Source organism: Tenacibaculum sediminilitoris (assembly GCF_964513795.1).
GTDB classification, from domain to species: domain Bacteria; phylum Bacteroidota; class Bacteroidia; order Flavobacteriales; family Flavobacteriaceae; genus Polaribacter; species Polaribacter sediminilitoris.
This window is the reverse complement of sequence record NZ_CAZEQR010000003.1, coordinates 19,009-42,746: the sequence shown is the minus strand read 5'-3', so window position 1 is coordinate 42,746 and position 23,738 is coordinate 19,009. Positions and strand designations below refer to the sequence as shown.

Annotated in this window: 24 protein-coding genes; 4 read left to right on the top strand and 20 right to left on the bottom strand. The window is 31.4% G+C overall.

Translation table 11 applies throughout. The annotated features are described in order from the left end of the window. Positions 1 to 26 precede the first annotated feature (26 nt). On the bottom strand, positions 27 to 383 hold the full coding sequence (locus ACKTSW_RS01245; protein WP_408023461.1) for a hypothetical protein: 357 nt from the start codon (positions 381 to 383) through the stop codon (positions 27 to 29). Positions 384 to 464: 81 nt separating this feature from the next. Between ACKTSW_RS01245 and ACKTSW_RS01240 the strand changes: the two genes are divergently transcribed. Further along, positions 465 to 995 carry a CvpA family protein gene (locus ACKTSW_RS01240; protein WP_408023460.1) on the top strand — a complete coding sequence of 177 codons (531 nt, stop codon included), beginning with the start codon at positions 465 to 467 and terminating at the stop codon, positions 993 to 995. A 63-nt stretch (positions 996 to 1,058) separates the two neighbouring features. Here the strand turns inward: ACKTSW_RS01240 and ACKTSW_RS01235 are convergent, their stop codons facing one another. The 14 genes from ACKTSW_RS01235 to ACKTSW_RS01170 all read right to left on the bottom strand — a co-directional run bounded on the left by ACKTSW_RS01235 (position 1,059) and on the right by ACKTSW_RS01170 (position 15,260). Beyond that, the gene (locus tag ACKTSW_RS01235; protein WP_408023459.1) at positions 1,059 to 2,921 is read right to left on the bottom strand and encodes a SulP family inorganic anion transporter; all 1,863 of its coding nucleotides are present in this window, start codon (positions 2,919 to 2,921) and stop codon (positions 1,059 to 1,061) included. A gap of 118 nt (positions 2,922 to 3,039) precedes the next feature. Next, positions 3,040 to 3,669 (bottom strand): carbonic anhydrase family protein, encoded by a 630-nt coding sequence (locus tag ACKTSW_RS01230; protein WP_408023458.1) that lies wholly within the window; start codon positions 3,667 to 3,669, stop codon positions 3,040 to 3,042. A gap of 21 nt (positions 3,670 to 3,690) precedes the next feature. Continuing rightward, entirely contained in the window at positions 3,691 to 4,488 is a 798-nt protein-coding gene (locus ACKTSW_RS01225; RefSeq protein ID WP_408023457.1) for a universal stress protein, read from the bottom strand. Between the two features lie 11 nt (positions 4,489 to 4,499). Beyond that, a complete protein-coding gene (locus ACKTSW_RS01220) occupies positions 4,500 to 6,080 on the bottom strand; it encodes a SulP family inorganic anion transporter (RefSeq protein ID WP_408023456.1) in 1,581 nt (526 codons plus the stop codon). 181 nt (positions 6,081 to 6,261) lie between these two features. Further along, positions 6,262 to 6,561: a hypothetical protein gene (locus ACKTSW_RS01215; RefSeq protein ID WP_408023455.1), complete on the bottom strand. Its 300-nt coding sequence runs from the start codon at positions 6,559 to 6,561 to the stop codon at positions 6,262 to 6,264. A gap of 57 nt (positions 6,562 to 6,618) precedes the next feature. After that, complete coding sequence (locus ACKTSW_RS01210; protein WP_408023454.1) at positions 6,619 to 7,371, bottom strand: tetratricopeptide repeat protein; 753 nt, start codon at positions 7,369 to 7,371, stop codon at positions 6,619 to 6,621. Beyond that, complete coding sequence (locus ACKTSW_RS01205) at positions 7,371 to 9,134, bottom strand: BatD family protein (RefSeq protein ID WP_408023453.1); 1,764 nt, start codon at positions 9,132 to 9,134, stop codon at positions 7,371 to 7,373. Before ACKTSW_RS01205 ends, ACKTSW_RS01210 begins: the two co-directional genes overlap by 1 nt. Before the next feature lie 52 nt (positions 9,135 to 9,186). Further along, positions 9,187 to 10,011: a tetratricopeptide repeat protein gene (locus ACKTSW_RS01200; RefSeq protein ID WP_408023452.1), complete on the bottom strand. Its 825-nt coding sequence runs from the start codon at positions 10,009 to 10,011 to the stop codon at positions 9,187 to 9,189. A gap of 28 nt (positions 10,012 to 10,039) precedes the next feature. Continuing rightward, the gene (locus tag ACKTSW_RS01195) at positions 10,040 to 11,077 is read right to left on the bottom strand and encodes a VWA domain-containing protein (protein ID WP_408023451.1); all 1,038 of its coding nucleotides are present in this window, start codon (positions 11,075 to 11,077) and stop codon (positions 10,040 to 10,042) included. Positions 11,078 to 11,082: 5 nt separating this feature from the next. Continuing rightward, complete coding sequence (locus tag ACKTSW_RS01190) at positions 11,083 to 12,090, bottom strand: vWA domain-containing protein (protein WP_408023450.1); 1,008 nt, start codon at positions 12,088 to 12,090, stop codon at positions 11,083 to 11,085. Next, positions 12,077 to 12,994, bottom strand: a complete 918-nt coding sequence (locus ACKTSW_RS01185) for a hypothetical protein (RefSeq protein WP_408023449.1) — start codon at positions 12,992 to 12,994, stop codon at positions 12,077 to 12,079. The genes ACKTSW_RS01190 and ACKTSW_RS01185 overlap by 14 nt, the downstream gene beginning before the upstream one ends. 9 nt (positions 12,995 to 13,003) lie before the next feature. Continuing rightward, on the bottom strand, positions 13,004 to 13,870 hold the full coding sequence (locus ACKTSW_RS01180; RefSeq protein WP_408023448.1) for a DUF58 domain-containing protein: 867 nt from the start codon (positions 13,868 to 13,870) through the stop codon (positions 13,004 to 13,006). Then, positions 13,870 to 14,199, bottom strand: coding sequence for a hypothetical protein (locus tag ACKTSW_RS01175; protein WP_408023447.1), 330 nt, complete (start codon positions 14,197 to 14,199; stop codon positions 13,870 to 13,872). The genes ACKTSW_RS01180 and ACKTSW_RS01175 overlap by 1 nt, the downstream gene beginning before the upstream one ends. Before the next feature lie 71 nt (positions 14,200 to 14,270). After that, a complete protein-coding gene (locus tag ACKTSW_RS01170) occupies positions 14,271 to 15,260 on the bottom strand; it encodes an AAA family ATPase (RefSeq protein WP_408023446.1) in 990 nt (329 codons plus the stop codon). Positions 15,261 to 15,484: 224 nt separating this feature from the next. Here ACKTSW_RS01170 and ACKTSW_RS01165 point away from each other — a divergent pair, with 224 nt between their 5' ends. After that, on the top strand, positions 15,485 to 18,082 hold the full coding sequence (locus tag ACKTSW_RS01165; protein WP_408023445.1) for a TonB-dependent receptor: 2,598 nt from the start codon (positions 15,485 to 15,487) through the stop codon (positions 18,080 to 18,082). Between the two features lie 46 nt (positions 18,083 to 18,128). Here the strand turns inward: ACKTSW_RS01165 and ACKTSW_RS01160 are convergent, their stop codons facing one another. Further along, entirely contained in the window at positions 18,129 to 18,896 is a 768-nt protein-coding gene (locus tag ACKTSW_RS01160) for a UDP-2,3-diacylglucosamine diphosphatase (protein ID WP_408023444.1), read from the bottom strand. 94 nt (positions 18,897 to 18,990) lie between these two features. On the opposite strand from ACKTSW_RS01160, the gene ACKTSW_RS01155 reads away from it, so the two are divergent. Beyond that, on the top strand, positions 18,991 to 19,437 hold the full coding sequence (locus ACKTSW_RS01155; protein WP_408023443.1) for a nucleoside deaminase: 447 nt from the start codon (positions 18,991 to 18,993) through the stop codon (positions 19,435 to 19,437). A 67-nt stretch (positions 19,438 to 19,504) separates the two neighbouring features. Here ACKTSW_RS01155 and ACKTSW_RS01150 read toward each other — a convergent pair whose 3' ends face one another. Continuing rightward, positions 19,505 to 19,999 carry a methylated-DNA--[protein]-cysteine S-methyltransferase gene (locus ACKTSW_RS01150; protein ID WP_408023442.1) on the bottom strand — a complete coding sequence of 165 codons (495 nt, stop codon included), beginning with the start codon at positions 19,997 to 19,999 and terminating at the stop codon, positions 19,505 to 19,507. Further along, positions 19,992 to 20,756: a TatD family hydrolase gene (locus ACKTSW_RS01145; RefSeq protein ID WP_408023441.1), complete on the bottom strand. Its 765-nt coding sequence runs from the start codon at positions 20,754 to 20,756 to the stop codon at positions 19,992 to 19,994. The genes ACKTSW_RS01150 and ACKTSW_RS01145 overlap by 8 nt, the downstream gene beginning before the upstream one ends. Before the next feature lie 81 nt (positions 20,757 to 20,837). Between ACKTSW_RS01145 and ACKTSW_RS01140 the strand changes: the two genes are divergently transcribed. Next, a complete protein-coding gene (locus ACKTSW_RS01140) occupies positions 20,838 to 21,317 on the top strand; it encodes a retropepsin-like aspartic protease (RefSeq protein ID WP_408023440.1) in 480 nt (159 codons plus the stop codon). Positions 21,318 to 21,378: 61 nt separating this feature from the next. Here the strand turns inward: ACKTSW_RS01140 and ACKTSW_RS01135 are convergent, their stop codons facing one another. Both ACKTSW_RS01135 and ACKTSW_RS01130 read right to left on the bottom strand, forming a co-directional pair. Beyond that, on the bottom strand, positions 21,379 to 22,566 hold the full coding sequence (locus ACKTSW_RS01135) for a pyridoxal phosphate-dependent aminotransferase (RefSeq protein ID WP_408023439.1): 1,188 nt from the start codon (positions 22,564 to 22,566) through the stop codon (positions 21,379 to 21,381). A gap of 25 nt (positions 22,567 to 22,591) precedes the next feature. Continuing rightward, positions 22,592 to 23,683 (bottom strand): fatty acid desaturase family protein, encoded by a 1,092-nt coding sequence (locus tag ACKTSW_RS01130; RefSeq protein ID WP_408023438.1) that lies wholly within the window; start codon positions 23,681 to 23,683, stop codon positions 22,592 to 22,594. Between the last annotated feature and the right edge of the window lie 55 nt (positions 23,684 to 23,738).

Genomic DNA, 23,738 nt, shown 5'->3' with positions numbered 1-23,738 from the left:
AAAATGATTAGAAAATTAAGTATTACTTAGTTAAAAAAGTTTATTACTTCAAAATAGTTAATAATTGCCTCTTTCATTAAAACCGATTGTTCTCCTGGTTTTAAACTAGGAAGCTCAGTTATCGTTTTATAATGAGGCCAACCATCACTATCAAAAAAGTCAAATTCATAATAACCATACGGTTCTAGTAGTTTACAAATGGCAATATGCATTAAGTTAACTTTTTCGTCTTTTTTAAATTTACGGTGGCCTTGTCCTAATTCTTGAACACCAATTAAATAGATAATTCCATCAATATTCAGTTGGTCTCCATCTGCAAACTGGTGTGATAAAGCAGTTACCAAAAAATTCCATTTTTCTTTTAAATTTGTTTCTTTTGTCATTTGTGTTTTTTGAAAAAGCAAAGATACAAATGAGTTATGTATATTTGAACATAGAATTTACAGTAGAACACTTTTACGTTTATGAATACTTTTGATATTATTATTGCGGCATTATTGCTTTTTGGTTTTGTGAGAGGCATAATGAAAGGATTGTTTGTTGAGGTAGCTTCTTTGGTAGCTTTGGTGGCAGGAGTTTATGGAGCTATTCATTTTTCATATTTTATTGGCGATTGGCTAAAAGACAGTATAACTTGGGATGAAAAGTACATTTCATTAGCTGCTTTTGCAGGAACTTTTGTTGTAATTATTGTAGTAGTTGCTCTATTAGGAAAAATATTAACCAAAATAGCTGATTTTGCTTCGCTAGGAGTTTTAAATAAAATTTTAGGAGGTGTATTTGGAGCCTTAAAAATAGGGTTAATTTTAAGTGTAATTTTTATCTTTTTCGGAAAAATGAACGATACTATTCCGTTTGTAAAACAAGAAAATTTAGATGAATCTATTTTATTTAAACCCGTAAAGAAAATAGCACCAACAATTTTTCCTTCTATTATTAAAGATGAAGAAGGAGAAAAAGAAGAAAAGGATGAAGATACCGAAATGATTATATAAAAAGAGCAGATAAAAATATCTGCTCTTTTTATAATAAGTTAAATAACGAATAAACGCACTCCTTTATATCGAGTCTTCTACATTTTGTTTTATCCATTCTAAACAATCAACAAACGAGTTAAAGATGTGTTCTTTAGAAATTAAATCAGGAATAATATCGATACGCTCCATCATGTAGCGAGGTTGTTGTAGTACATCTACTAATAAAACAGTAATTCCGTTTTTTTCTAAATCTACCAATATATCTTCCAAAGCATACAAACCAGATTGATCAATGTATTGCATTCTTTCCATTCTAATAATAACATGGGAGGCGGTAGCAGGAATTTGTTTAGCTAACGCTTGAAAATCACTCGTAGAACCAAAAAACAAAGGTCCTTTAACATGTTTTATAAATACTTCTTCCGATAACTCTTTAGGAAATTCTTTTTCATCAGCCCACGTTTCTTCGTTTAGAGAAGTAACACCTGAATGTTCAGCAGTTAAATCTCCTATTTTTTTCATAAACATTAATGAAGCAATAACTAAGCCAATACCTACGGCATAAACCAAGTTCCAGAAAGTTGATAATACCAAAACAACTAACATTATTATAACTTCTGAACTAATTTTAAGAGGGCCTAGCTTAACATCTTTAGGTAAATTAGGAATTGCTTTTAAACCTTTATAATCCATCACACCTATACCAACTGTTATAAGAATTCCTGCTAATACTGCTGCAGGAATTTTAGAAGCGATGGGACCCAATCCTAATAAAATAATTAGTAGCATAATACCAGCAATCATTCCAGATAGTTTGGTTTTACCTCCTGAATTGATATTTACCACGGTACGTATTGTCGCACCAGCACCTGGTATTCCACCAAAAACTGCAGCTATGGTATTTCCAATACCTTGACCTACTAACTCTTTATTAGGTTTGTGTTTTGTTTTGGTCATGTTATCTGCAACTACAGAAGTTAATAAAGAATCAATAGCCCCCAATAAGGCTAAGGTAAGTGCCGTAAATATGTATGGAGTAATACTGGATAAGCTAAAACTTGCAAAAATTTCCATATTAGGAAGAGGAAACCCTCCTGGAATCTCCTCAATAGGGCGATAATTTAACCCAAAAACTAAAGCTATTCCTGTCATTACAACAAGTGCAACTAATGTGCTTGGTACTGTAGTTGTAATTCGTTTAAATCCGTAAATAATAAATATAGTGCCTAAGGCAAGTGCTAACTCTAACCAGTTTATTTTTTTTAATGCTTTAGGTAATACTTTTAATGTACCTAAAACACCAGAAGCTTCTTTTCCAGCTAATGTTTTACTTTCTTTTAATATATCTGCTTGTGTAGTAGATTCAGCTCTTTTAATTGTTTCTTTAATATCTTCAAGGACTAAAATACCTTCTCCAGCTTCTTCTTTTAAAATATTTTCTAAAATAAGTTCTTCTGCTTGTGGTTTAAATTGGTTTACATATTCGACATCTTCCTTGGCATAATAACCTATCGAAGGTAAAATTTGTGTTACTAATATAATTACTCCAATAGCGGTCATAAAACCAGAAACTACAGGGTAAGGAATGTAACGAATATATTTACCTAACCCTAATAAACCTAATCCAATTTGAATTATACCAGCTAATAAAAATACGGTTAAAATTGCAGGTAATGCTTTGTTAATGTCTCCGTCATTAGCTGCTAAAATGCCTGCAATTACTACCATACTAACGGCAGTCATGGGTGCGGTTGGGCCTGATATTTGAGTATCTGTACCACCAAATAAGGCAGCAAAAAAGGCTATAAAAATAGCACCATACAAACCTGCACTGGGACCTAACCCAGAAGAAACTCCAAAGGCAAGTGCTAAAGGAAGGGCAACGATACCCGCCGTAATTCCACCAAATAAGTCTCCTTTAAGGTTTGAAAAAAGATTTTTCATATGAGCTAATTATTTTTTATGCCACTAAGATAATTATTCTAAAATTAAAAAAGAGGTTCTAAACTTAGTTTAGAACCTCTTTTTTAATTAAATCAAATTAAGATGAAATGATGAATTTTTATTCGAAGAAACTTACAGAGCCATCTTTAATATTGTACATAGCCCCAACAATCATTATCTCTCCACTGGTATGCATTTCGGCAAGTACACTACTTTCTTTTAAAATCTTGTTTATGGTTAATTTTACATTTTTCTCTGCAACGGTATCTACAAAATCTAAGTTAGATGAATTTCTTAAGCTAGGATCTTTAGGTTCAGTAACAGCTTCTACTGCAGGTTTTATTTTATTTAGCATACTTGTTAAGTTACCTAATTCGGCATTATCACAAGCTCCTTTAATCGCTCCACAGCTTGTGTGTCCTAATACAACAATTAATTTTGTTCCTGCCAATTTACAAGCAAATTCCATACTTCCTAAAATATCTTGGTTAACAAAGTTACCAGCAATTCTAACACTAAAAATATCTCCTAGACCTTGATCAAAAACTAGTTCAGCAGAAACCCTTGAATCTATACAGCTTAAAATAGTAGCAAACGGAAATTGACCATCTCTGGTGTCGTTTACTTGTTCTAATAAATTACGATTAGCTTTTAAGTTGTTTTGAAATCTTTCATTTCCTTCCTTCAAGTATTGTAATGATTTTTGAGGAGTCATTGTGGCTTGTGTTTCTTTAGTATGTGCTTTCATAATATATATTTTAAGATTGTTTTAAATTGATGTTATTAACAAAGATGTTTTTAATGTATTAATAGCTTTGTTAATGTCTGACTTTGTTAGAGAGTTGTCATCTTTACTTCTATTGATATGTAAGATATGAATATTGTTTTTCAATAAATAACTTGAAAGATTTTTAATGGTGTTATCATTTTGATCGAAAACATAATTTATTGATGTACTACTAGAGGAATTATCTATACCATTTATAGTGTTATTTTTTTTAGCAATATTAAAAGATACTATTGGTTTTGATATATTATTTAAAAAGTTTTTAACTATGCTTTTTTCCAAAGAATCTTTTTCATTATTTAATAAGCCTAATGCAATAGGTTTGTTAGGCTCTAAACTATTATTACTGTCTGCAAAGAAAATTGTACTATCATTATTTTTTAAAATGAAGCTAGTAAGATTATCACCAATGATATTCAATAAACTAGTCTTCTTTTTACCTAATATAATAATATCTGGTTGAGTTTCTTTAATATGTTGGTCTATTTCATTTTTTACATTGCCAAAAGAAAACTTGTAATCGATAGCTATACCATGTTCTTTAGAGATAGGTGTTATTAAGTTCTGGATTTTCCTATTGATAGAATTATATTCTTTATTTAAGGTACGCATTGCTGATAATTGACTTTCTTTCTTTACAACATCAGCTGGTTTTTTTACATGAAAAAAATTAATGTCAGCGTTAGTCATTTGAGCAATACTAACAGCGCTTTTAAGAGTACTATTAGTTGTGTCTTTTAAATCAGAAAGCACCAATATTTTGTATTTGTTCTGTTCCATGGTTTAAGGTTTTAAGCTATTTTAGGTCTTAACTTAAAAAATTGAATAAAACTATCAGGGTTTTCTACCACACCACGTTCTGAAATAAGTTTAATGTTGATGTTTCTTTCTTTAGCTTTGAAAGCAAAATCTTCTAAAATCTCAACAATATCATTATCTAAATATCTAGTTTTTCTTACATCTAACTCTAAATAAGTGTCTCTTGGTAAACTATCTAATTCTTTTAAAATAGCTCCTTTATTAAAGAAGGTTACTTCTTCTGCTAATGTCATTTTTATTTTATGTAACCCATTACTTTTATCTTCAATATGTAAAAAGTGAGAGTTTTGATAGCTTTTAATTAAAATAACAATAATTCCTACTGCTAATCCTAAAGAAATACCTGTTAATAAATCAGTAAATACAATACCAGTTACAGTTACGATAAAAGGTATAAACTGTTTCCAACCAAGTGCATACATTTGTTTAAATAAACTAGGTTTTGCAAGTTTATAACCAACGACTAATAAAATTGCAGCTAGTACAGATAAAGGTATTTTATTTAATAAAGTAGGAATCAATATTACTGAGATTAGTAAAAACATACCATGTATAATTGCTGACATTTTAGATTTACCTCCTGATTGAATATTAGCAGAACTTCTTACAATTACTTGAGTAATAGGTAAGCCTCCAATTAAACCAGATAATATATTACCTGTTCCTTGTGCTAATAATTCTCTATTTGTAGGGGTTACATTTTTATCCGGATCTAGTTTGTCTGTAGCTTCAACACAAAGTAATGTTTCTAAACTAGCTACTAAAGCAATAGTAAATGCTGTTACCCAAACTTCGTAATTAGTAATAGCACTAAAATTAGGGAATGTAAATTGTTCGAAAAAGGAAGCCGCACTTTCTGGAATTGGTACACTTACTAAATGTGAAGCTTGTATTGATAATGTTTCGTTTCCTTGAGTTAAAGTGAAAAATAAAATTCCTGTTACAACAGCTACTAGAGGCCCTTGAATTAATTGAAATATTTTTCCTTTTTTACTTAAAACTTTATCCCAAAGAATCAAAATGGCCAATCCGATAAAACCAATGACCATAGACCCCATAGTAATATTATCAGTAATGCTTAAAATAGCTGAAAAAGTATTTTCTCCAGAGGCTTCAATAAAGCTGTCAGCTCCTTCTGGTTCTGCATCATATCCGAAAAAGTGAGGAACCTGTTTCAAAATAATAATGATACCTATACCAGTAAGCATTCCTTTAATTACTGACGAAGGAAAATAATAACCTATTATCCCTGCTTTTAGAACACCAAAAAGTATTTGGATAATACCTCCTAAAACTACAGCTACTAAGAAGTTTTCGTAACCACCCAAAGAAGCAATAGCTGTTAGTACAATTGCTGCTAAACCAGCTGCAGGACCACTAACTCCAATTTTTGAACCACTTAGGGCTCCAACTACAATTCCTCCAACAATTCCAGCAATAACTCCTGAAAAAAGTGGAGCTCCACTGGCTAAAGCAATACCTAAACATAAAGGAAGAGCAACGAAGAATACGACAATACTTGCAGGTAAGTCGCTTTTAATAGTTTTAAACATAATATATGTGTATTTTTTTAGTACCCTAAACCTCAGTTTAGAGCGCTTTTTTATTTGAATAATTGATTTTTATACGAAGAGAAATCCAAGATAATTATTGATAATAACACTGTTACATCAAAATAGTACTCAAAGCTTTCTACTTATGTGCTACCTCAAACATAAGGTAGTTTACTTGGTTTTATGCAGTAAAAAATTCGGGAGGTGGAGTTAGTATTTTAGGATACTGTGAAACGTAATTTTTAGATTGAAAACGAACGTTTTTCTTTTTTTGAATTGTCTTAAATAAAAATGAAGTGTCGTTATTGTTAGGATGAGCCTTTAGTTCATCAATCTTTATATGTTTAGTGTTCTCTTCTTCTTCGTTAAGTTCAAGAAAGAAAGAAATATCCTGGTCTTGATCTACCAACGTTAGTATCATAGGTGTCACAATAATACTTGTGAATAAGAAGATAAAAAAGATAGCAGTTTTAGATTTCAAATGAGTTTTTTTTTAGCTTAAAAAAGCTAATGTAATTATTTTTTTAGACTTTAAATACTATAATTCTTTCAAATTTTGAGAATTAACCCAGCCTATTTTACCATCTACAAGCTTTATTTTTTTCCAATTATCTACAGAATCTAATACATAAACTTTGGTTCCTTCGTGTAATGTGAAAATTTCATTAGAGCTATCAGTAGGTTCATTATTAACTGAAACTTCTTCAGTAAAAATAATAGCCTCAATAGTGTTTTTAGTTTGGTTGTATTGTGAGTAAGTGATTGTTAAAGAGGTTATCAAAAGAAAAAAAGAAATAATACTAGCTGTAAAATAAGCTCTCTTTTTATTTGGAGTATAGGCAAAATAAAACAGCAAAAATAAAATCGAAGCAATAAAAGAAAATACAATGGTAATTATTGCCCAAGTGTTATAAGTAAACTTTTGTAAATAATTTTCATTGAATTTTTGAAAAACGGATTTAGGTAATGCTTCAATCCTATCAAGAGTTAAACGTTTTGCTATAATTAAGTTGTTTTTAGCATCTTCATTTAACGGGTCTAATTGTAATGCTTTTTCATAATTATAAATAGCAGGAGCTGTTTTATTTATCTTATAGTAACAGTTAGCCAAGTTGTAATACACTTCTGAAGACACTTGGTTCTTAGCTTCTATTTGTTCAAATAGTTTAATAGCTTCTTCGTATTTTCCTTCTTTGTATAAAGAATTTGCACTTAAAAATAAATCACTGGCGCTTTGTGCTAACGTAATTGTTGACACAAATAAGAATAAATATATAACTAACTTTCTCATTATAACTGTCTGTCTAATTGCGTTATTACTTGCTTTGCTTTTTCATACTCCTCTTTCATTTGTAGATTGGTAATTGGAGTATATCTAGCAAAATCACAATTGTTAAATACTTCAATAAAACTACTAATGGTTTTTTTATTAACGTTTTTATCAGTCAATAAATCAGTAATTTTTTCACGACTTATATCAGAAGCTTCTACACCTAATTTTGCTTTTAAGTAATTATGTAAAGCTCTTTCTAAGGCTTCATAAAAAGCTTCTTTATTACCTAATTGTTTTTGTGCTTCAGATAAGTACTTCTTAGCAAGTTTGTCTGCCTTTCGCAGTTTGTTACCTAATACATCACTATTACGTTCTTCTTTCTTTTTCTGAATAAATACTCCAACAGGAATAGCTAAAATAGGAAGTAATAAAAGAATATAAAATAGGGTAGATTTAAAGAAATCATCTGCTTTTACAGGTTGTAAATCGGTATTTGTTTGAATGTATCTAAAGTTATTACCTGTAACTTTTACATCTTGTTTCGCTACAGTATTCGTGTCTGAATTTGTCGGAACTTTTTTTCCTTCTAAAACATCAACATATAAATCATCAGTAGTAATGGTTTGATATACTTTTTCTTTTGGGTTAAAATAAGAAAAGCTAGTTTTCGGAATTTTATACTTTCCTTTAAATTCAGGAACAACGGTATAGCTATCGGTAACTGAACCCGATAACCCTGTTCCAGTAATACGAACGTTTTCTTTTCTTTCTGGTTGATATACTTCTAATTCTTTAGGAGTTTCAACTTTGGGGAGTTCAAATAGCTTTAAATTTCCTTTACCATTAACAGACACCTTAATTTCTGATGATTCGTTAGCCTTTAAGGTATTTTTACTTAAAGAAACATCAAAAGAAAATTCACCTACAGCACCTGCAAAATCTTCTGGTTTGTTTTGTAGAGGTAGTGCTTTTGCATTAATTACTTTCTTAGCAGAAGAAAATTCCTTACGAACTTGACGAGTGATCACATTACCAAAGAAATCAGCTCTTCCTGAGGGTACTGCGACAATTATATCCATTTTCATAGGATCTATTGTTAGTTTGCCAGAAGTTGTTGGAATTAATAGTGCTTTGTGTAACACTGCATAACGATAATTTTCTCCATTATATGTACCGGTTTTAACTGGCATCCCGTTTTGTTTAATTTCTTGATTCCAAAACCCGTTATATTGTGGGGCTTCTGTAATAGCATTGTCATAAATACCAACATTATCACTAAAATATAAACGATATTCTACATAAATTCCTTCACCAACATAAGGCTGAGACTTAGAAACTTCAGCAACCAAATGAATGTTTTGTTCAGCAATATAGTTAGGGTCATTAGGGTTTTTAGGTGTTTCTACTGCGTCTAAAACAATAATTTTTATAGGATTAGACTTTATTGTTTCTCCTTCAATTTCAATACTTGCAGAAGGTATATTAAACTCTCCTTTTCTTTTAGGTTGCAGTATGTAAGTGTATGATTGATTAAAAGAAACTTTACCATTTATCCAAGATTGACTTACTGATTGGCTAGGGCCACCAACTATTTTAAAATTGGTAAAATTAGGAGCTTTAAAGTTATCGGCTCCTTGTTTGTTAATTGAAAACTCAATACGTAATCGTTGATTTACTCCCAATTTATTTTTACTAACAGTTGCTGTTAACGCACTGTCTTGTGCATTAATGGCGAATGTTATAAAACTAATTAATAACGATATGTGTACTTTCAACTTCATGTTAATTTTCAAAAATGTATAAAACTAATTAAGATTATTAAGAATTGGAATATTACCAGTCTTTTTCTTGTTTTACTTTTCTCCCTTTTGATTTTTTTGCGTTCATTTTTTTCTGCGTTTTGTTTTCCTCATTATTTAAACTCTCTAACAATTGTTTCATTTGTTCTGGAGTCATTTTACCTTGTTGAGGTTGAGGTTTTTGATTTTGTTTGTCTTTTTGGTCTTGATTAGGTTTTTGTTGATTTTTTTGATCGTCATTTTTTTGATCTTGTTTATCATCTTTTTTATCCTTATCGTCTCCTTTCTGATCTTTATTCTTGTCGTTCTTTTTGTCTTTGTCGTTTTGTTTTTGTTGATCTTTCTGATCTTTATTTTTTTGGTCTTTATTTTTATCCTTATTGTCCTTCTGATTTTGTTGTTGTTTTTTAGCTGCTTTTTGGGCAACAGCTAAATTATAACGTGTTTCGTCATCATTTGGGTTTCTACGCAAGGAGTTTTTAAAGGCTTCAACTGCTTGTTCATATTGTTTTTGCTCCATCATAGCATTTCCAACATTGTGATAAGCTTCAGCTTGAGCCATTTTGTCTTTTGAAGTTTCAGTAGTTACCTTAAATTGTTCTACAGCTTCTTTGTATTTTTTTTCTTGGTATAACGTATTACCAAAATTATAACTTGCTTTTTCATACTTGCTATTTTTACCTAAAGCTTTTCGGTAGGCAATAGCAGCTTCGTTAAACTTTTGTTTATTGTATAGTTTATTTCCTTCTCTCAATAAAGTACGTGCTTCACGCTGTAATTTAAGCGTGTCTTGTTGTGCATTTACCATTGCAGAAATTGCAAGAATAACAATAAATATTAAATTTCGTAAACTTTTCATTCTATACCACATTAATACTTAATTGAGTTTAAGACTCCTCATTAAATAAATCTACTTTCTTCAACCATTTGGTTTTCTTATCAAACAAAAACATATCAAGAATTAAAAATAACAACCCAATAGCTACAAACCATTGAAACTGGTCTTTATAATCAGAAAATTGTTTTGTTTCAAATTCGCTTTTTTGTGCGTTTCCAATAATTTTTTCAATAGCTTCTACTGGATTTTCAGTTTTATTACCATCAAAATATGTACCATCAGATGCGTCAGCAATTCCTTGTAAAACATCAGGTTTTCTTTTGGTAATTACTGTTTCTCCCATTCTATCTTTTTTATAACCAATAAGTGCGCTATTTAATTTGATAGGGATGGGGCCTCCTTTTTCAGTACCTACACCAACGGTGTATACTTTAACACCTTCATTGGCAATGTTTTGAGCAACTTGTTTCGTTTCTTCTTGGTGGTCTTCACCATCTGAAATAATTATTAAAAAACGATTAGTTTGCTCATCATTATCATAATAAGTATTCGCCAGAGTTAAAGCTTCATTAATAGCAGTACCTTGACTTGAAACCATATCAGGATTTGCATTTTGCAAAAACATTTTTGCTGCTGCATGATCAGTAGTAATAGGAAGTAGCGGATAGGCATTACCTGCATAGATAATAATACCAACTCTATCACTTCCTAATTTATCAATAGTTTTAGAGATAATTTGTTTTGCTTTTTCTAGTCGATTAGGAGCAATATCTTCTGCTAACATACTTTTAGAAACATCTAAAGCAAATACTACATCAACACCTTCTCTTTTTACAGTTTTTAGTTTAGTTCCCATTTTAGGATTTACTAATGATAGAATAAGAAAAGACAATCCTATTAAAAAAAAGACAAGTTTTAATACCGGTTTAAAGGTTGATGTATTTGGTGCTATTTTAGATAAAAGAAAGGGATTAGCAAACTTTTTTTGAGTTCGTTTTTTCCACCATAAAACTAATAGGAAAACCACAACTATTACAGGAATAATTGCAAAAAGATAAAAATATATTGGTTCTTCTAGTTTATACATCTTTTTTAAATAAAACTTTTAAATAATGTGTTTTTTAGTGTGAATTCTATTAATAAAAATATCCCTGCTAGAAAAACTAAAAAGCGATATTTTTCAGAGTAATTATAATATTTAAATTCCTCTATTTTAGTTTTTTCTAACTTGTCAATTTCATCGTAAATTTCTTTTAATTTGGTATTGTTAGTTGCTCTAAAATATTTTCCATTAGTTTCGTTGGCAATATGTTTTAGTAAATTTTCGTCAATTTCTACCTGTTGATTCTTAAAAGATATTTTACCAGTTCTAGGGTCTTTTGCCCAAGGAAAAGGAGCCATACCGTTAGTTCCTATTCCAATGGTATAAACTTTAATTCCGTTTCCTTTGGCTAATTCGGTAGCCGTTTTAGGGTCTACAAATCCTGCATTGTTTACACCATCGGTTAGTAAAATAATAACTTTACTTTTAGCTTTGCTCTCTTTTAACCTATTAACAGCAGAACCCAAGCCCATTCCAATGGCTGTTCCGCCTTCTAACTGCCCCCATTTAATTTCCGAAATAGTTCTTTTTACAATAGACTTATCGCTAGTAATTGGAGTTTGTGTAAAACTTTCTCCAGCATATACTACAATACCAATTCGATCATTTGGGCGTCGGTTTATAAAGTCGGTTGCTACTCTTTTTAAAGCTTCTAATCGGTTTGGTTTAAGATCTTTTGCTAACATACTAGCTGAAACATCCACAGCCATAACAATGTCAATTCCTCGATTTGTTTTTGTCTTTTTGCTAACAGCCACATTTCTAGGACGTGCTAAGGCAACTATTAAGCAAGATAATGCTAATAATCTTAAGAGATGTAGTAGAGGTTTAAATTTAGGTAAAATAGAACCACCTGCTTTAAAACCTTTAGTACTAGGTATCTTTAACTGTGCACTATCTTTTTTTTGGGTATAAAAACTCCAAAAAGCTAATAAAGGAATTAATAGTAGCAGCCATAAAAACTCAGGGCTATGAAACTCGAAATTACTCCACTTCATCTTCTTCTACTTGTTTTTTAGGTTTTAAATTATCAATAATAAGTTTTGCGTCTTTTCGATCTTCTTCTATTTCATGTGATAAAGGTTTCGATTTTGCAAACTTAACTAAATCAGATTCTTGTAAAAGACCTTTTAATTTATCAATAATTTCCTTAGAAGTTTCTATTGACTTGATGTCGTTAAAATCTTTTAAAACATCAATTAATTCATCTGTTGTACTTTCTAAGGCAGGAACACTTAACTCTCTTTCAATATAACCTCTAACAATATCTGTTAATTCACTATAATACTTTTTAACCTGATTGTTTTGCCATAATAATTTTTTGTCTAGTTCCTCGAGTTTCAGCATAGCTTCTTCATAAGGAGCTAATAAAGGAATAACGACAGCCTCTTCTTGTTCTTTTTTCTTTTTGAAAACAAAGAAATAGAGTAGTAATACTATAGCCACAAAGGCTATTATAACCCACCAGACATATTGTTTGAAATCGTCAAATTGATATGGTTCCCCCTTAATTCCTTTAATTGGGAATTTTTTAACTTTGGTAGTATCAATAGGTACTGTAGCTACATTAACTAATAAACTATCGGTTAAATAAGCTTGATTTCTAATAAATATTTGCTGTTGAGGAATGTAAAAAGCACCGCTATCAAAACCTGTTAAAATATATTTTCGGATGAGCTTGTTTTCAATAGTGTCAATTTTGAGTGTATCTACAACTTCTAACCCTTTTAGATTTTCTAACTTAGGAATGATAACATTTTCAGTTTCATCAATAGATATTTTATATTGAAACTGTTCACCAATTCTGATGTTTGTTGTGTCAATTTCTGCTTTTACCTGAGGTTGCTGTGCAAAGGTAAAAGAAGTTAAAAACAAGCATATGTAAAGTAGTTTGTGTTTCATTGTTTGTTCTTATCCTTTTCGTTTAAAATAACCTAACAATTTTCGTACATAACTTTCATCAACTCTAGTATTGATGGTTCCTGCACCACTTTTAGTAAAAGTGGTTTCAAAATAATCAGTTAAACGCAAGGCGTTAGCTTTGTACCGGATTCTAACCGATTTAGAACTCGTGTTAATTAACTGTGTTTTCCCCGTTTCAGCATCTAGCATAGAAACCATTCCTAAGTTTGGTATTTCCTCGTCGTGTTCATCATATACACGTATGCCAGTTAAGTCATGCTTATTACCAACAATTTTTAGTGTACGTTCGTAGTCGTCATCCATAAAATCAGAAAGCATAAAAACAATCGCTTTCTTTTTCATGATATTAGACAAAAACTTGAGAGCTTCACTAATATTAGTTTGCTTACTTTTTGGTTGAAACTCGATAAGTTCGCGTATAATTCGTAATACATGACTTTTCCCTTTTTTGGGAGGGATGTATAGTTCAACTTGATCAGAAAATAAAATTAAACCAACTTTATCGTTGTTTTGAATAGCAGAAAAGGCTAATGTGGCTGCAATTTCTGTAACGGTATCTTTTTTAAATTGATTGGAAGTACCAAAAAACTCAGAGCCAGAAATATCTACTACTAACATCATAGTAAGTTCTCTTTCCTCTTCGAAAACTTTCACATAAGGTTCATTGTAGCGAGCGGTAACATTCCAATCAATAGCCCTAATATCATCTCCATATTGATATTGGCGTACTTCAGAAAAAGTCATACCTCTACCCTTAAAGGTAGAGTGATATTCTCCTCCAAAAATGTGATTAGACAATCTACGTGTCTTTATTTCTATTTTTCGAACTTTTTTTAGTAATTCTTTTGTATTCATTAATTTAACCAAGATTCAGGCAATGGAGGTAACTCCATTTCTGTATATTCAACGCTTTTTTCAAAAGCTAAAAAAGGTGCTTCCTGTATTGATAAATTTACATTATTCTTTTCGCCAATTTCTTTTATTACTTCATGTATACTTTTTTGTTGACATAAAACCAAGCTATTCATTATCACATTTGATTCTGTTTGTAAGTCGAAACAGTTTACATAATAACTAGGTTCGTTGTCTTTGTATACAATAGCCTCTGTGTTTTTTTTCTTTTTTAACTCTAAAATTTTTTTTGTTCCTTTTAGTGTTTTGTACGTTGTTAATTTAAAAGTCATTAATAGCTAATTTAAGGGAATTAATATGGAATAGTAGGTTTGGTTAGCTATAAACGAGTATGTATATTTTGTTAAGGTACTTGTACTTCATTTATTATTGAATTTATAATATCTAAAGATGTAATGTTTTCGGCTTCAGCTTCATATGTAATTCCTATTCTGTGGCGTAAAACATCGTTTACTATAGCTCTAACGTCTTCGGGTATTACATATCCTCTTCTCTTAATAAAAGCATAGCATTTAGATGCCTTAGCCAAGGCGATACTACCACGAGGAGAAGAACCAAAACTAATTAATGGTTGTAGTTTTTCTAAATTATATTTTTCAGGATAACGAGTAGCGAAAACAATATCTAAAATATATTTTTCGATTTTTTCATCCATGTACACTTCATTAATTACATTACGAGCTTTAATGATTTGTTCTATTGAAATAACAGGATTAATTTTTTGAAAACTTCCGTTTAAGTTTTGACGCATAATTAGCTGTTCGTCTTCTAATCTTGGATAGTCAATTACGGTTTTTAACATAAAACGGTCTACCTGTGCTTCAGGAAGCGGATACGTTCCCTCTTGTTCTACTGGATTTTGAGTAGCCATTACTAAGAAAGGCTCGTCTAATTTAAAAGTTTCATCACCAATAGTAATTTGACGCTCTTGCATAGCTTCTAATAAAGCAGACTGTACTTTAGCAGGAGCACGGTTAATTTCATCAGCTAATACAAAATTAGCAAAAATTGGACCTTTTTTAATTGAAAAATCATTTTCTTTTACATTGTATATCATAGTACCCACCACATCTGCGGGTAGTAAATCTGGAGTAAATTGAATTCGGCTAAAGCTCCCGTCAACGGCTTTTGATAGTGTATTAATTGCTAGGGTTTTTGCAAGTCCAGGAACACCTTCCAATAAGATATGTCCGTTTCCTAAAAGCCCAATAAGTAATCGCTCAATCATGTGTTTTTGACCTACAATTACTTTATTCATTTCTGCAGTTAATAAGTCTACAAAAGCACTTTCTTTTTCTATCTTTTCATTGATGGCTCTTACATCTATATCCATAGTGATTGAAATAAATTAGAATTTTATAAAACAAAACTACAATAATAAGAAAATAACAGCTGTTAAAGTATAGTTAAAGCTAAAAACATAAATATCATTTATTTCTAATAAATAGTGGAATTATTTATTATTTATTTACTTTTGTTAATTAAAATTTGCTTTTTATATTGAAAATTAACATTTTTAACGCTTTCAATTTTAAATAAACTTAAATAATTTTACTTATGTATAAAAAAAATAAGATAATAGTCTTTATGTTGTTGATGTGTTTTACATCAATGATAGGGCAGACTATAAAAGGTAAGGTAACAGACGAGAGCGGAACTCCGCTTCCTTTTGTAAATGTTTTGGAAAAAGAGACAGTTAATGGAGTAAGTACAGATGAGCAAGGAGAATTTGTTCTCAATGTAAAAAAAATGCCTACTACTCTAGTGTTTTCTTTTGTGGGCTATACTACGGTAGAAAAAACATTATATAATGTTTCTTATGTTACAATAATTTTGAATGAAGATAATGTTTTGGACGAGATTGTGTTGACAGGAAACCGTTCTAAACCAAGAACAATTTTAGATTCTGCAGTGCCTATTGATAATATTAGTGTAAGAGAATTACAGGCAACAGGACAAACTAATATCGATCAGATGTTAACCTACACAGTTCCTTCTTACAATTCAAGTAACCAAACTATATCAGACGCAACAGCTCATTTTGATCCAGCTGATTTGCGCGGACTAGGACCAAGTAGAACATTAGTTTTGGTAAATGGAAAACGAAAAAACCAAAGTGCTTTGGTATACGTGAATGATACACCAGGTAAAGGTGAAGTAGGGGTAGATATGAAAAGTATTCCTACAGCAGCTATCGAAAGAGTGGAGGTTTTACGTGATGGAGCTTCTGCTCAATATGGTTCTGATGCAGTAGCGGGTGTTGTAAATATTATTTTAAAGAAAAATATTGATTTTACTCAAGTTAATATAAACTCAGGGGTTACTAAAGAAGGAGATGGATTTAATATTGATGGAGATGTTAACCATACATTTACTTTTGGAGAGGGAGGTTTTGTAAATACTACACTAGGTTTAAGTTATCAAGAGAATACGAATAGAGCAGGTGAACCAGGTAAAGATGATTTATTTGGTGTAGATAATCAATGGACAAGAGATAATCCAGATTTAGGAATGATAATAGGGCAACCAGAAATGAAAAAAGGGGACTTATTTGTAAATGCTGAGTACCCTTTAAATGATAATACAAAACTATATGCTTTTGGTGGGTTTAATATGCGACAAGGAAAAAGCTTTGCTTTATATAGACCGCCATATTGGATTACTGATGATTTTGGATTGTTAACTCCATCTGGAGAAACATATAATGGGTTTCAACCAACCTTTGAAACAGATATTCAAGATATTTTATTTACTGCAGGAAGTAAGTTTAAGTTAGGAGAGTTTGATGCAGATTTAAGTGCAAATTTTGGTAGAAATAATGTAGATTACACCATAGGGAATACCATCAATGTTAGTTTAGGAGCGAATAGCCCTACATCATTTGATGCAGGTGCGTACGCGTTTAGTAATATTGTTGGAAATTTTGACGTAAGTCGTTCTTTTGGTGATGTTAGTATTGGGCTAGGTGTCGAAGCGAGAGAAGAAAGGTTTGAAGTAACCGCAGGAGAAGAAGCGTCTTATGTAGATGGCGGAGCACAATCATTTCCAGGACTACAACCTAGTAATGCTTTAGATGAAAAAAGAACTAATATAGGTGGTTATGGAACTTTAGATTGGGATGTTTCTGAAGACTTTTTAATAGGAGGAGCTATTCGTTATGAAAACTATTCTGATTTTGGAGATAACATTTCTTGGAAAATGAGCTCTAGATATAAAATAGGAGAAGCAGGAGTTTTACGAGCTTCTTACAGTACTGGGTTTAGAGCACCTTCATTACATCAAGTATATTTGAGTAATGTACAAACCTTAGTCTCTGGAGGTACTATCTCAAACCAAGGAACGTTTAATAATGTAAGTCCAGTAATTCAAGCTTTAGGAGTAGATCCATTATTTGCAGAGACGTCAAAAAATATTTCAGCAGGTATTACGGTTAAAGCCTCTAATAACTTTACAATATCGTTAGATTATTATAATGTTAGAGTCGAGGATAGAGTAGTATTCTCAGGTGAAATAGGAGGAACTGATGATAACGGTAACCCTAATGCCACAGTACAACAAATTTTAGATGATTACGATGTAACAAGTATCAAGTTCTTTATCAATGCAGCTGATACTAAAACAGAAGGTTTTGATTACACCATGCGATATAAAAATATTGATTTCGCTGCAGGGAAATTAGGGTTAAATTTAGCATTAAATATAAATAGAACTACATTGGAAGGAGAAGTAAAAACTCCAGACAATTTAGCAAACTACAAAAATGCTATTTTTAATAGAAAAGAACAATCAAGAATTATTAGTTCAAGACCAAATACCAAACTATTGTTTGGAGGAGATTATAAATATAAAAAGTTTACAGCCTTTTTAAATAATACTTATTTTGGAGAAGTAACATGGCAACATGCAACTGACCCAAATAAAGATCAAACTTTTACTGGAAAAGTAATAACTGATTTGTCTTTTGGATATGAAATCTCTGATATGATTTCTATCAATGCTCAAGTGAATAATTTATTTGACGTATATCCAGATGAAATTGATACAAAAGGAGATGTGGTAACTGACTTAGGAGGTCGTTTTAGATATCCTTGGGAGGTAAACCAATTTGGTTTTAATGGAATGACTTTTAGAGGTGGGTTAACCTTTAAATTTTAAACTTAACTTATTTGATTATAAAAAAGCACCTCTTGAGGTGCTTTTTTTATGAGTTATATTCTTTTAAGAATAGTTTATCGTTTTCAAAAACAGCATAGGTGTAATACTGGATCCAATCACCAGTATTCAAATAAGTACTATTTTCTTTAAGTTGAATTTCTAACGGGAGATGTCTGTGTCCAAAAACAAAATAATTGTAGTGTTTAGTTTCTAACTTTCGCTTACAATACTGTACTAACCACTCTTTATCTTCGCCTAAAAATTTGGCATCTTCATCACCAGAAATCAGTTTGTTTTTTACTGACATATATTGTCCTAATCGAACACCTAAATCTGGGTGTAGCCAACGAAACATCCATTGGAATAGCGGGAATGTAAACACTTTTTTCATGCGTTTATACCCTTTGTCTCCTGGTCCTAATCCATCACCATGACCAATTAAAAATAACGTATCGTTGATTTTAAATTCTTGAGGAGAATGATACACAGGAATATTTAATTCCTTTTCAAAGTAATCATACATCCATAAATCATGATTTCCAACAAAAAAGTAAATCGGAATACCGCTATCTTTTATTTCAGCAAGTTTACCTAAAACGCGCACAAATCCTTTAGGAACAACAGTTTTATATTCGAACCAAAAATCAAATAAATCACCTAGAATAAAAATCGCTTCGGCATCTTTTTTAACTTCGTTTAACCATGCAACAAACTTTTGTTCACGAGGAAAACTAGCCTCAGAAGTTGGAGCTCCCAAATGTTGATCGGAAGCAAAATAGACTTTTCTATTTTCAGAAGTGTTGATTGAAATCAAATCGTAAATTTTGGTAAAAATAAGTATTTTACTGAGAGTTCGTGCAAACAAATTTTGGCTACATTTGTTTAAGAACTTATATGAAACCAAGTATATGAATCCGTTTGATGAGACTTACTTTATGAAAAAAGCCTTACAAGAGGCTGAGCTTGCTTATGATAAAGGAGAAGTTCCAGTAGGTGCAGTAATCGTTTTTAATAATCAAATTATTGCTAGAGCGCATAATTTAACAGAGTTGTTAAACGATGTTACGGCGCATGCCGAAATGCAAGCTTTTACTGCAGCAGCAGATTTTTTAGGTGGAAAATATTTAAAAGATTGTACCTTGTATGTTACACTTGAACCTTGCCAAATGTGTGCGGGAGCGAGTTACTGGACGCAAATAGGGAAGATAGTATATGGAGCAAGTGAACCAAAACTTGGTTTTAATGTGTTGAAAACAAAATTACATCCAAAGACAAAGGTAATATCAGGGGTTTTAGAAGAAGAATGTAGCTTTTTGTTAAAGAAATTTTTTATTGAAAAACGGAACTTAAATTGACGATAGTCATTCCGAACTTGTTTCGGAATCTTATTAAGAATGCTGAAATTAAGTTTAACTAAACAACTTAAAACAATGTTTGTTGTTTTGCTCCACTTTCGTGCTCTAATAACCATTTTTTACGCCAAATACCGCCTGCATATCCTGTTAACGAACCATCAGAACCTACAACTCTGTGGCACGGAATAACTACCCAAATAGGGTTTTTACCGTTAGCAGAAGCTACAGCACGAATTGCTTTTACATCACCTAATTGTTTGGTTTGTTCTAAGTAGGTTCTAGTTCTTCCGAAGGGAATGTTTAATAACTCTTCCCAAACCGATTGTTGAAAGCTTGTTCCCTGTGGATTCAGTTGAAGATCAAACGCTGTTCTTTTTCCAGCAAAATACTCATCAAGTTGAGCGACACAATTTTGTAAACAAGATGGAGTCTCTTTTAGAAAGCTAATTGTATCCGAAGTATCTTCGTCCAATACAGAAATCGATTGGATTCCGTTTTCATCGCCATCAATTTTGGCAATTCCAATAGGAGTTTTATAATATGCGGTTTGTAAGTTAAACACCAAAAACGTCTTTAGAATTCTGTGTTGTAATTTCTGAAATTTCATCGAAAGATAATCCGTAAATATCCACCAACTTATCCACAACATTAGTTATGTAGCTACTTTCATTACGTTTCCCTCTGTATGGAGTTGGAGCTAGGTATGGAGAATCGGTTTCTAACACAATATGTTTAATATTAATTTGATGTAGGAATTTGTCAATCTTTCCATTTTTAAAAGTAGCAACACCGCCAATTCCTAATTTCATATTGTAAGAAATTGCTTTTTCAGCTTGTTCAAGTGTTCCTGTAAAACAGTGAAAAATTCCGTATAAATCATCTCCTTTTTCAGTTTCCAAAACTTCAAAAATTTCATCAAAAGCATCACGGCAATGAATTACAATCGGTAGTTTTTTTTCTTTAGCCCATTGAATTTGAGTACGAAAAGCTTCTTGTTGCTGGGGTAAAAACGATTTATCCCAATATAAGTCGATACCAATTTCACCAATCGCATAAAAATCACGTTTGTCTAGCCATTCCTTTACATGCGCCAATTCCTCTTGGTAATTTTCTTTTACCGAAGTAGGATGTAAGCCCATCATTAAAAACACATCGTTTGGGTAGTTTTTTTCTAAATCGAACATACGTTCAGTATAAGAACTATCAATCGCAGGAATAAAGAAACGAGAAATACCAGCTTCTTTGGCACGTTGTATCATTTCATTTCTATCTTCATCAAACTGACTAGAATATAGGTGTGTATGGGTATCTGTTATCATATTTTTTTAAAGAAAGACCTTTCGCTAAGGCTCAAGGTGACATTGTATTATTGTATCTTTGTGATGACAAAAGTACAAGAAATGACAAGTTTGAAAAAAGTATTAGGGAAAAAGAAATACATCAAAATAAAACTTAAAAAAATGGTGACAAACCATTTAGAGTTGAATGCAGAGATAAATGGTGTTAAAGGAAGGTTTATTTTAGATACAGGCGCTTCTAATTCGTGTGTTGGATTAGAGTTGATAGAACGTTTCAAACTTATTTCTGAAGAAAGTGAAGTAAAAGCTGCTGGAGCAGGTGCTACTGATATGGAGACGCAAAAGTCAGGAAACAATTCACTGAAAATAGGAAAGTGGAAGACAAATGAATGTGATTTGGTTCTGTTTGACTTAACTCATGTAAATACAGCTTTAAAACAACATGATGCTGATGAGGTAGATGGAATTATAGGAGCAGATATTTTAGAAGCTGGAAAAGCATTTATTGATTATAATAAGAAAACATTGTACTTAAAGAAACTTAAAAAGAAAAAAGTAAGGAAATTAAAAGTTCCATTCTAGAACATAAAAAATCCGTAAGAGATGTCTTACGGATTTTTTTATGCTTAATTGTTTAAGTTAATTAACTTAAAACCTTTTTAATTCTCTTAATTGCTTCACGTAATTGTAATTCAGAAGCTGCATATGATAAACGAACACAGTTTGGTGCACCAAAAGCTTCGCCAGTAACAGTAGCTACATTTGCATCTTCTAATAACAACATAGAAAAATCGTTTGCATCTTTAATCTCTTTTCCTTGAATGGTTTTTCCGAAGAAATCAGAAATATCAGGAAATATATAAAAAGCACCTTCAGGTACATTTAATTTGAACCCTTCAATTTCTCCTAACAAATCAAGAACTAAGTCTCTACGTTTTTTAAACTCATCTACCATATATTGTACTTTTTCAGGAGATGCTTTTACAGCCGTAATGGCTGCACGTTGTGCAATACAGTTCGTTCCTGAAGTAATTTGGCCTTGCATTTTAGTACAAGCTTTAGCAATCCATTCAGGAGCGCCAATATAACCAATTCTCCACCCTGTCATAGCAAAAGCTTTTGCTAACCCATTAACAGTAATGGTGCGGTCATACATACTCTCAATAGCTGCAAAACTAAACGGTTTTGTTCCGTAGTTAATGTGCTCGTATATTTCGTCTGATAATATATATATATGAGGGTGTTTTTCTAACACTTTTGCCAAATCACGGTATTCTTTTTCGCTATATATGGTTCCACTTGGATTGTTTGGCGAGTTGAAGAAAATCATCTTTGTTTTTGGTGAAATAGCAGCTTCTAATTGTTCTGGAGTGATTTTAAAATCATTTTCAATAGAAGAAGGAATTTCGGTAAATTTAGCTTCGCATAAAGTTGCTATTGCTGAATAACTTACCCAGTATGGTGCAGGTAACAAAACTTCATCACCAGGATTTAATAATACCTGAGCCACATTAGCAATAGATTGTTTTGCTCCTGTTGAAACAACTACTTGATTTGGAGCGTAAGTTAAGTTATTATCACGCTTAAATTTTTCACAAATAGCTTCTTTTAACTCTATATACCCATCAACTGGAGTGTATGAATTATAATCTTGGTTGATGGCTTCAATAGCAGCATCCTTAATAAAATCAGGAGTGTTAAAGTCTGGCTCTCCTAAACTTAAACTGATAATATCTCTACCTTCAGCTTTCAATTCTCTTGCTTTAGCAGCCATAGCTAAAGTTTGAGATACAGGTAAACTGTTAATTCTGTTTGATAATGCGTTTGACATTGTGTTGTTATGTGTGTGTGTTGATTTATGCTAATTGTGGTTTTTCTCCTAATTCAGCTAAATGCTTAAAGTGCTCAATAATCGCTCTTCGTGTAGTTTTGTATTCGTTGTACGGAAGGTTAAATTCTTTAGCGGTTTCTTTAACTATTTTAGCCAATTTATCATAGTGAACGTGAGAAATATTAGGAAAAATATGATGTTCTACTTGATGGTTTAATCCACCAGTATAAAAATTAATAAACCAGTTTCTAGGAGCAAAATTTGCTGTGGTGTATAATTGGTGAATAGCCCATGTATTTTTCATGTTTCCGTCCTCATCAGGTAATGGTGTTTCTGTTTTTGGAACGATGTGCGCTAATTGAAAAACAACACTTAAAATAATACCAGCAGTATAGTGCATTACAAAAAAACCAATTAATACTTTCCACCAAGCAATATTCATTATAGCGATTGGTAGTACAACCCAAAGAGCATAATACATTACCTTTGAAACCACTAATTTTGTCCATTCTTTAGCTGGGTTTGGAAATTCACCATATGATAATTTACGCTTTAAATAACTACGCATTTGTTTAAAATCGGTAGTAATAGCCCAGTTTATTGTTAACAATCCGTATAAAAAGATTGAATAATATTTTTGAAACTTATGAATCCACAACCATTGTGAGTGTTTAGAGAAACGGATAATTCTACCAGCATCCATATCTTCATCATGATCTTGAATATTTGTGTAGGTATGGTGTAGTACATTGTGTTGCACTTTCCAGTTGTATACGTTTCCTGCTAAAATATAAATGCTACTACCAAAAAGTTTGTTTACCCATTTTTTGCTTGAAAAAGATTCGTGGTTGGCATCATGCATTACATTCATTCCTACTCCAGCCATACCAACACCCATTAAGACAGTTAAGGCTAATTTTAGCCACTGAGACATATCAATAGTTAAAATTAATATGAATGGAATTAAAAATAAAGCTAACATTATAATAGCTTTTGAATAAAGCTTCCAGTTACCAGTACGTTTTATATTATTTTCTTTAAAGTAAGTGTTAACTCGTTTATTTAAAGTTCTAAAAAACTTAGCATTGTCTATTCTTGAGAAGTTTACTGTCTTCATTTGTTGTTTGTTTATATCGCAAAAATAAACGTTTTTGTTTCATTGTTATTGCTTA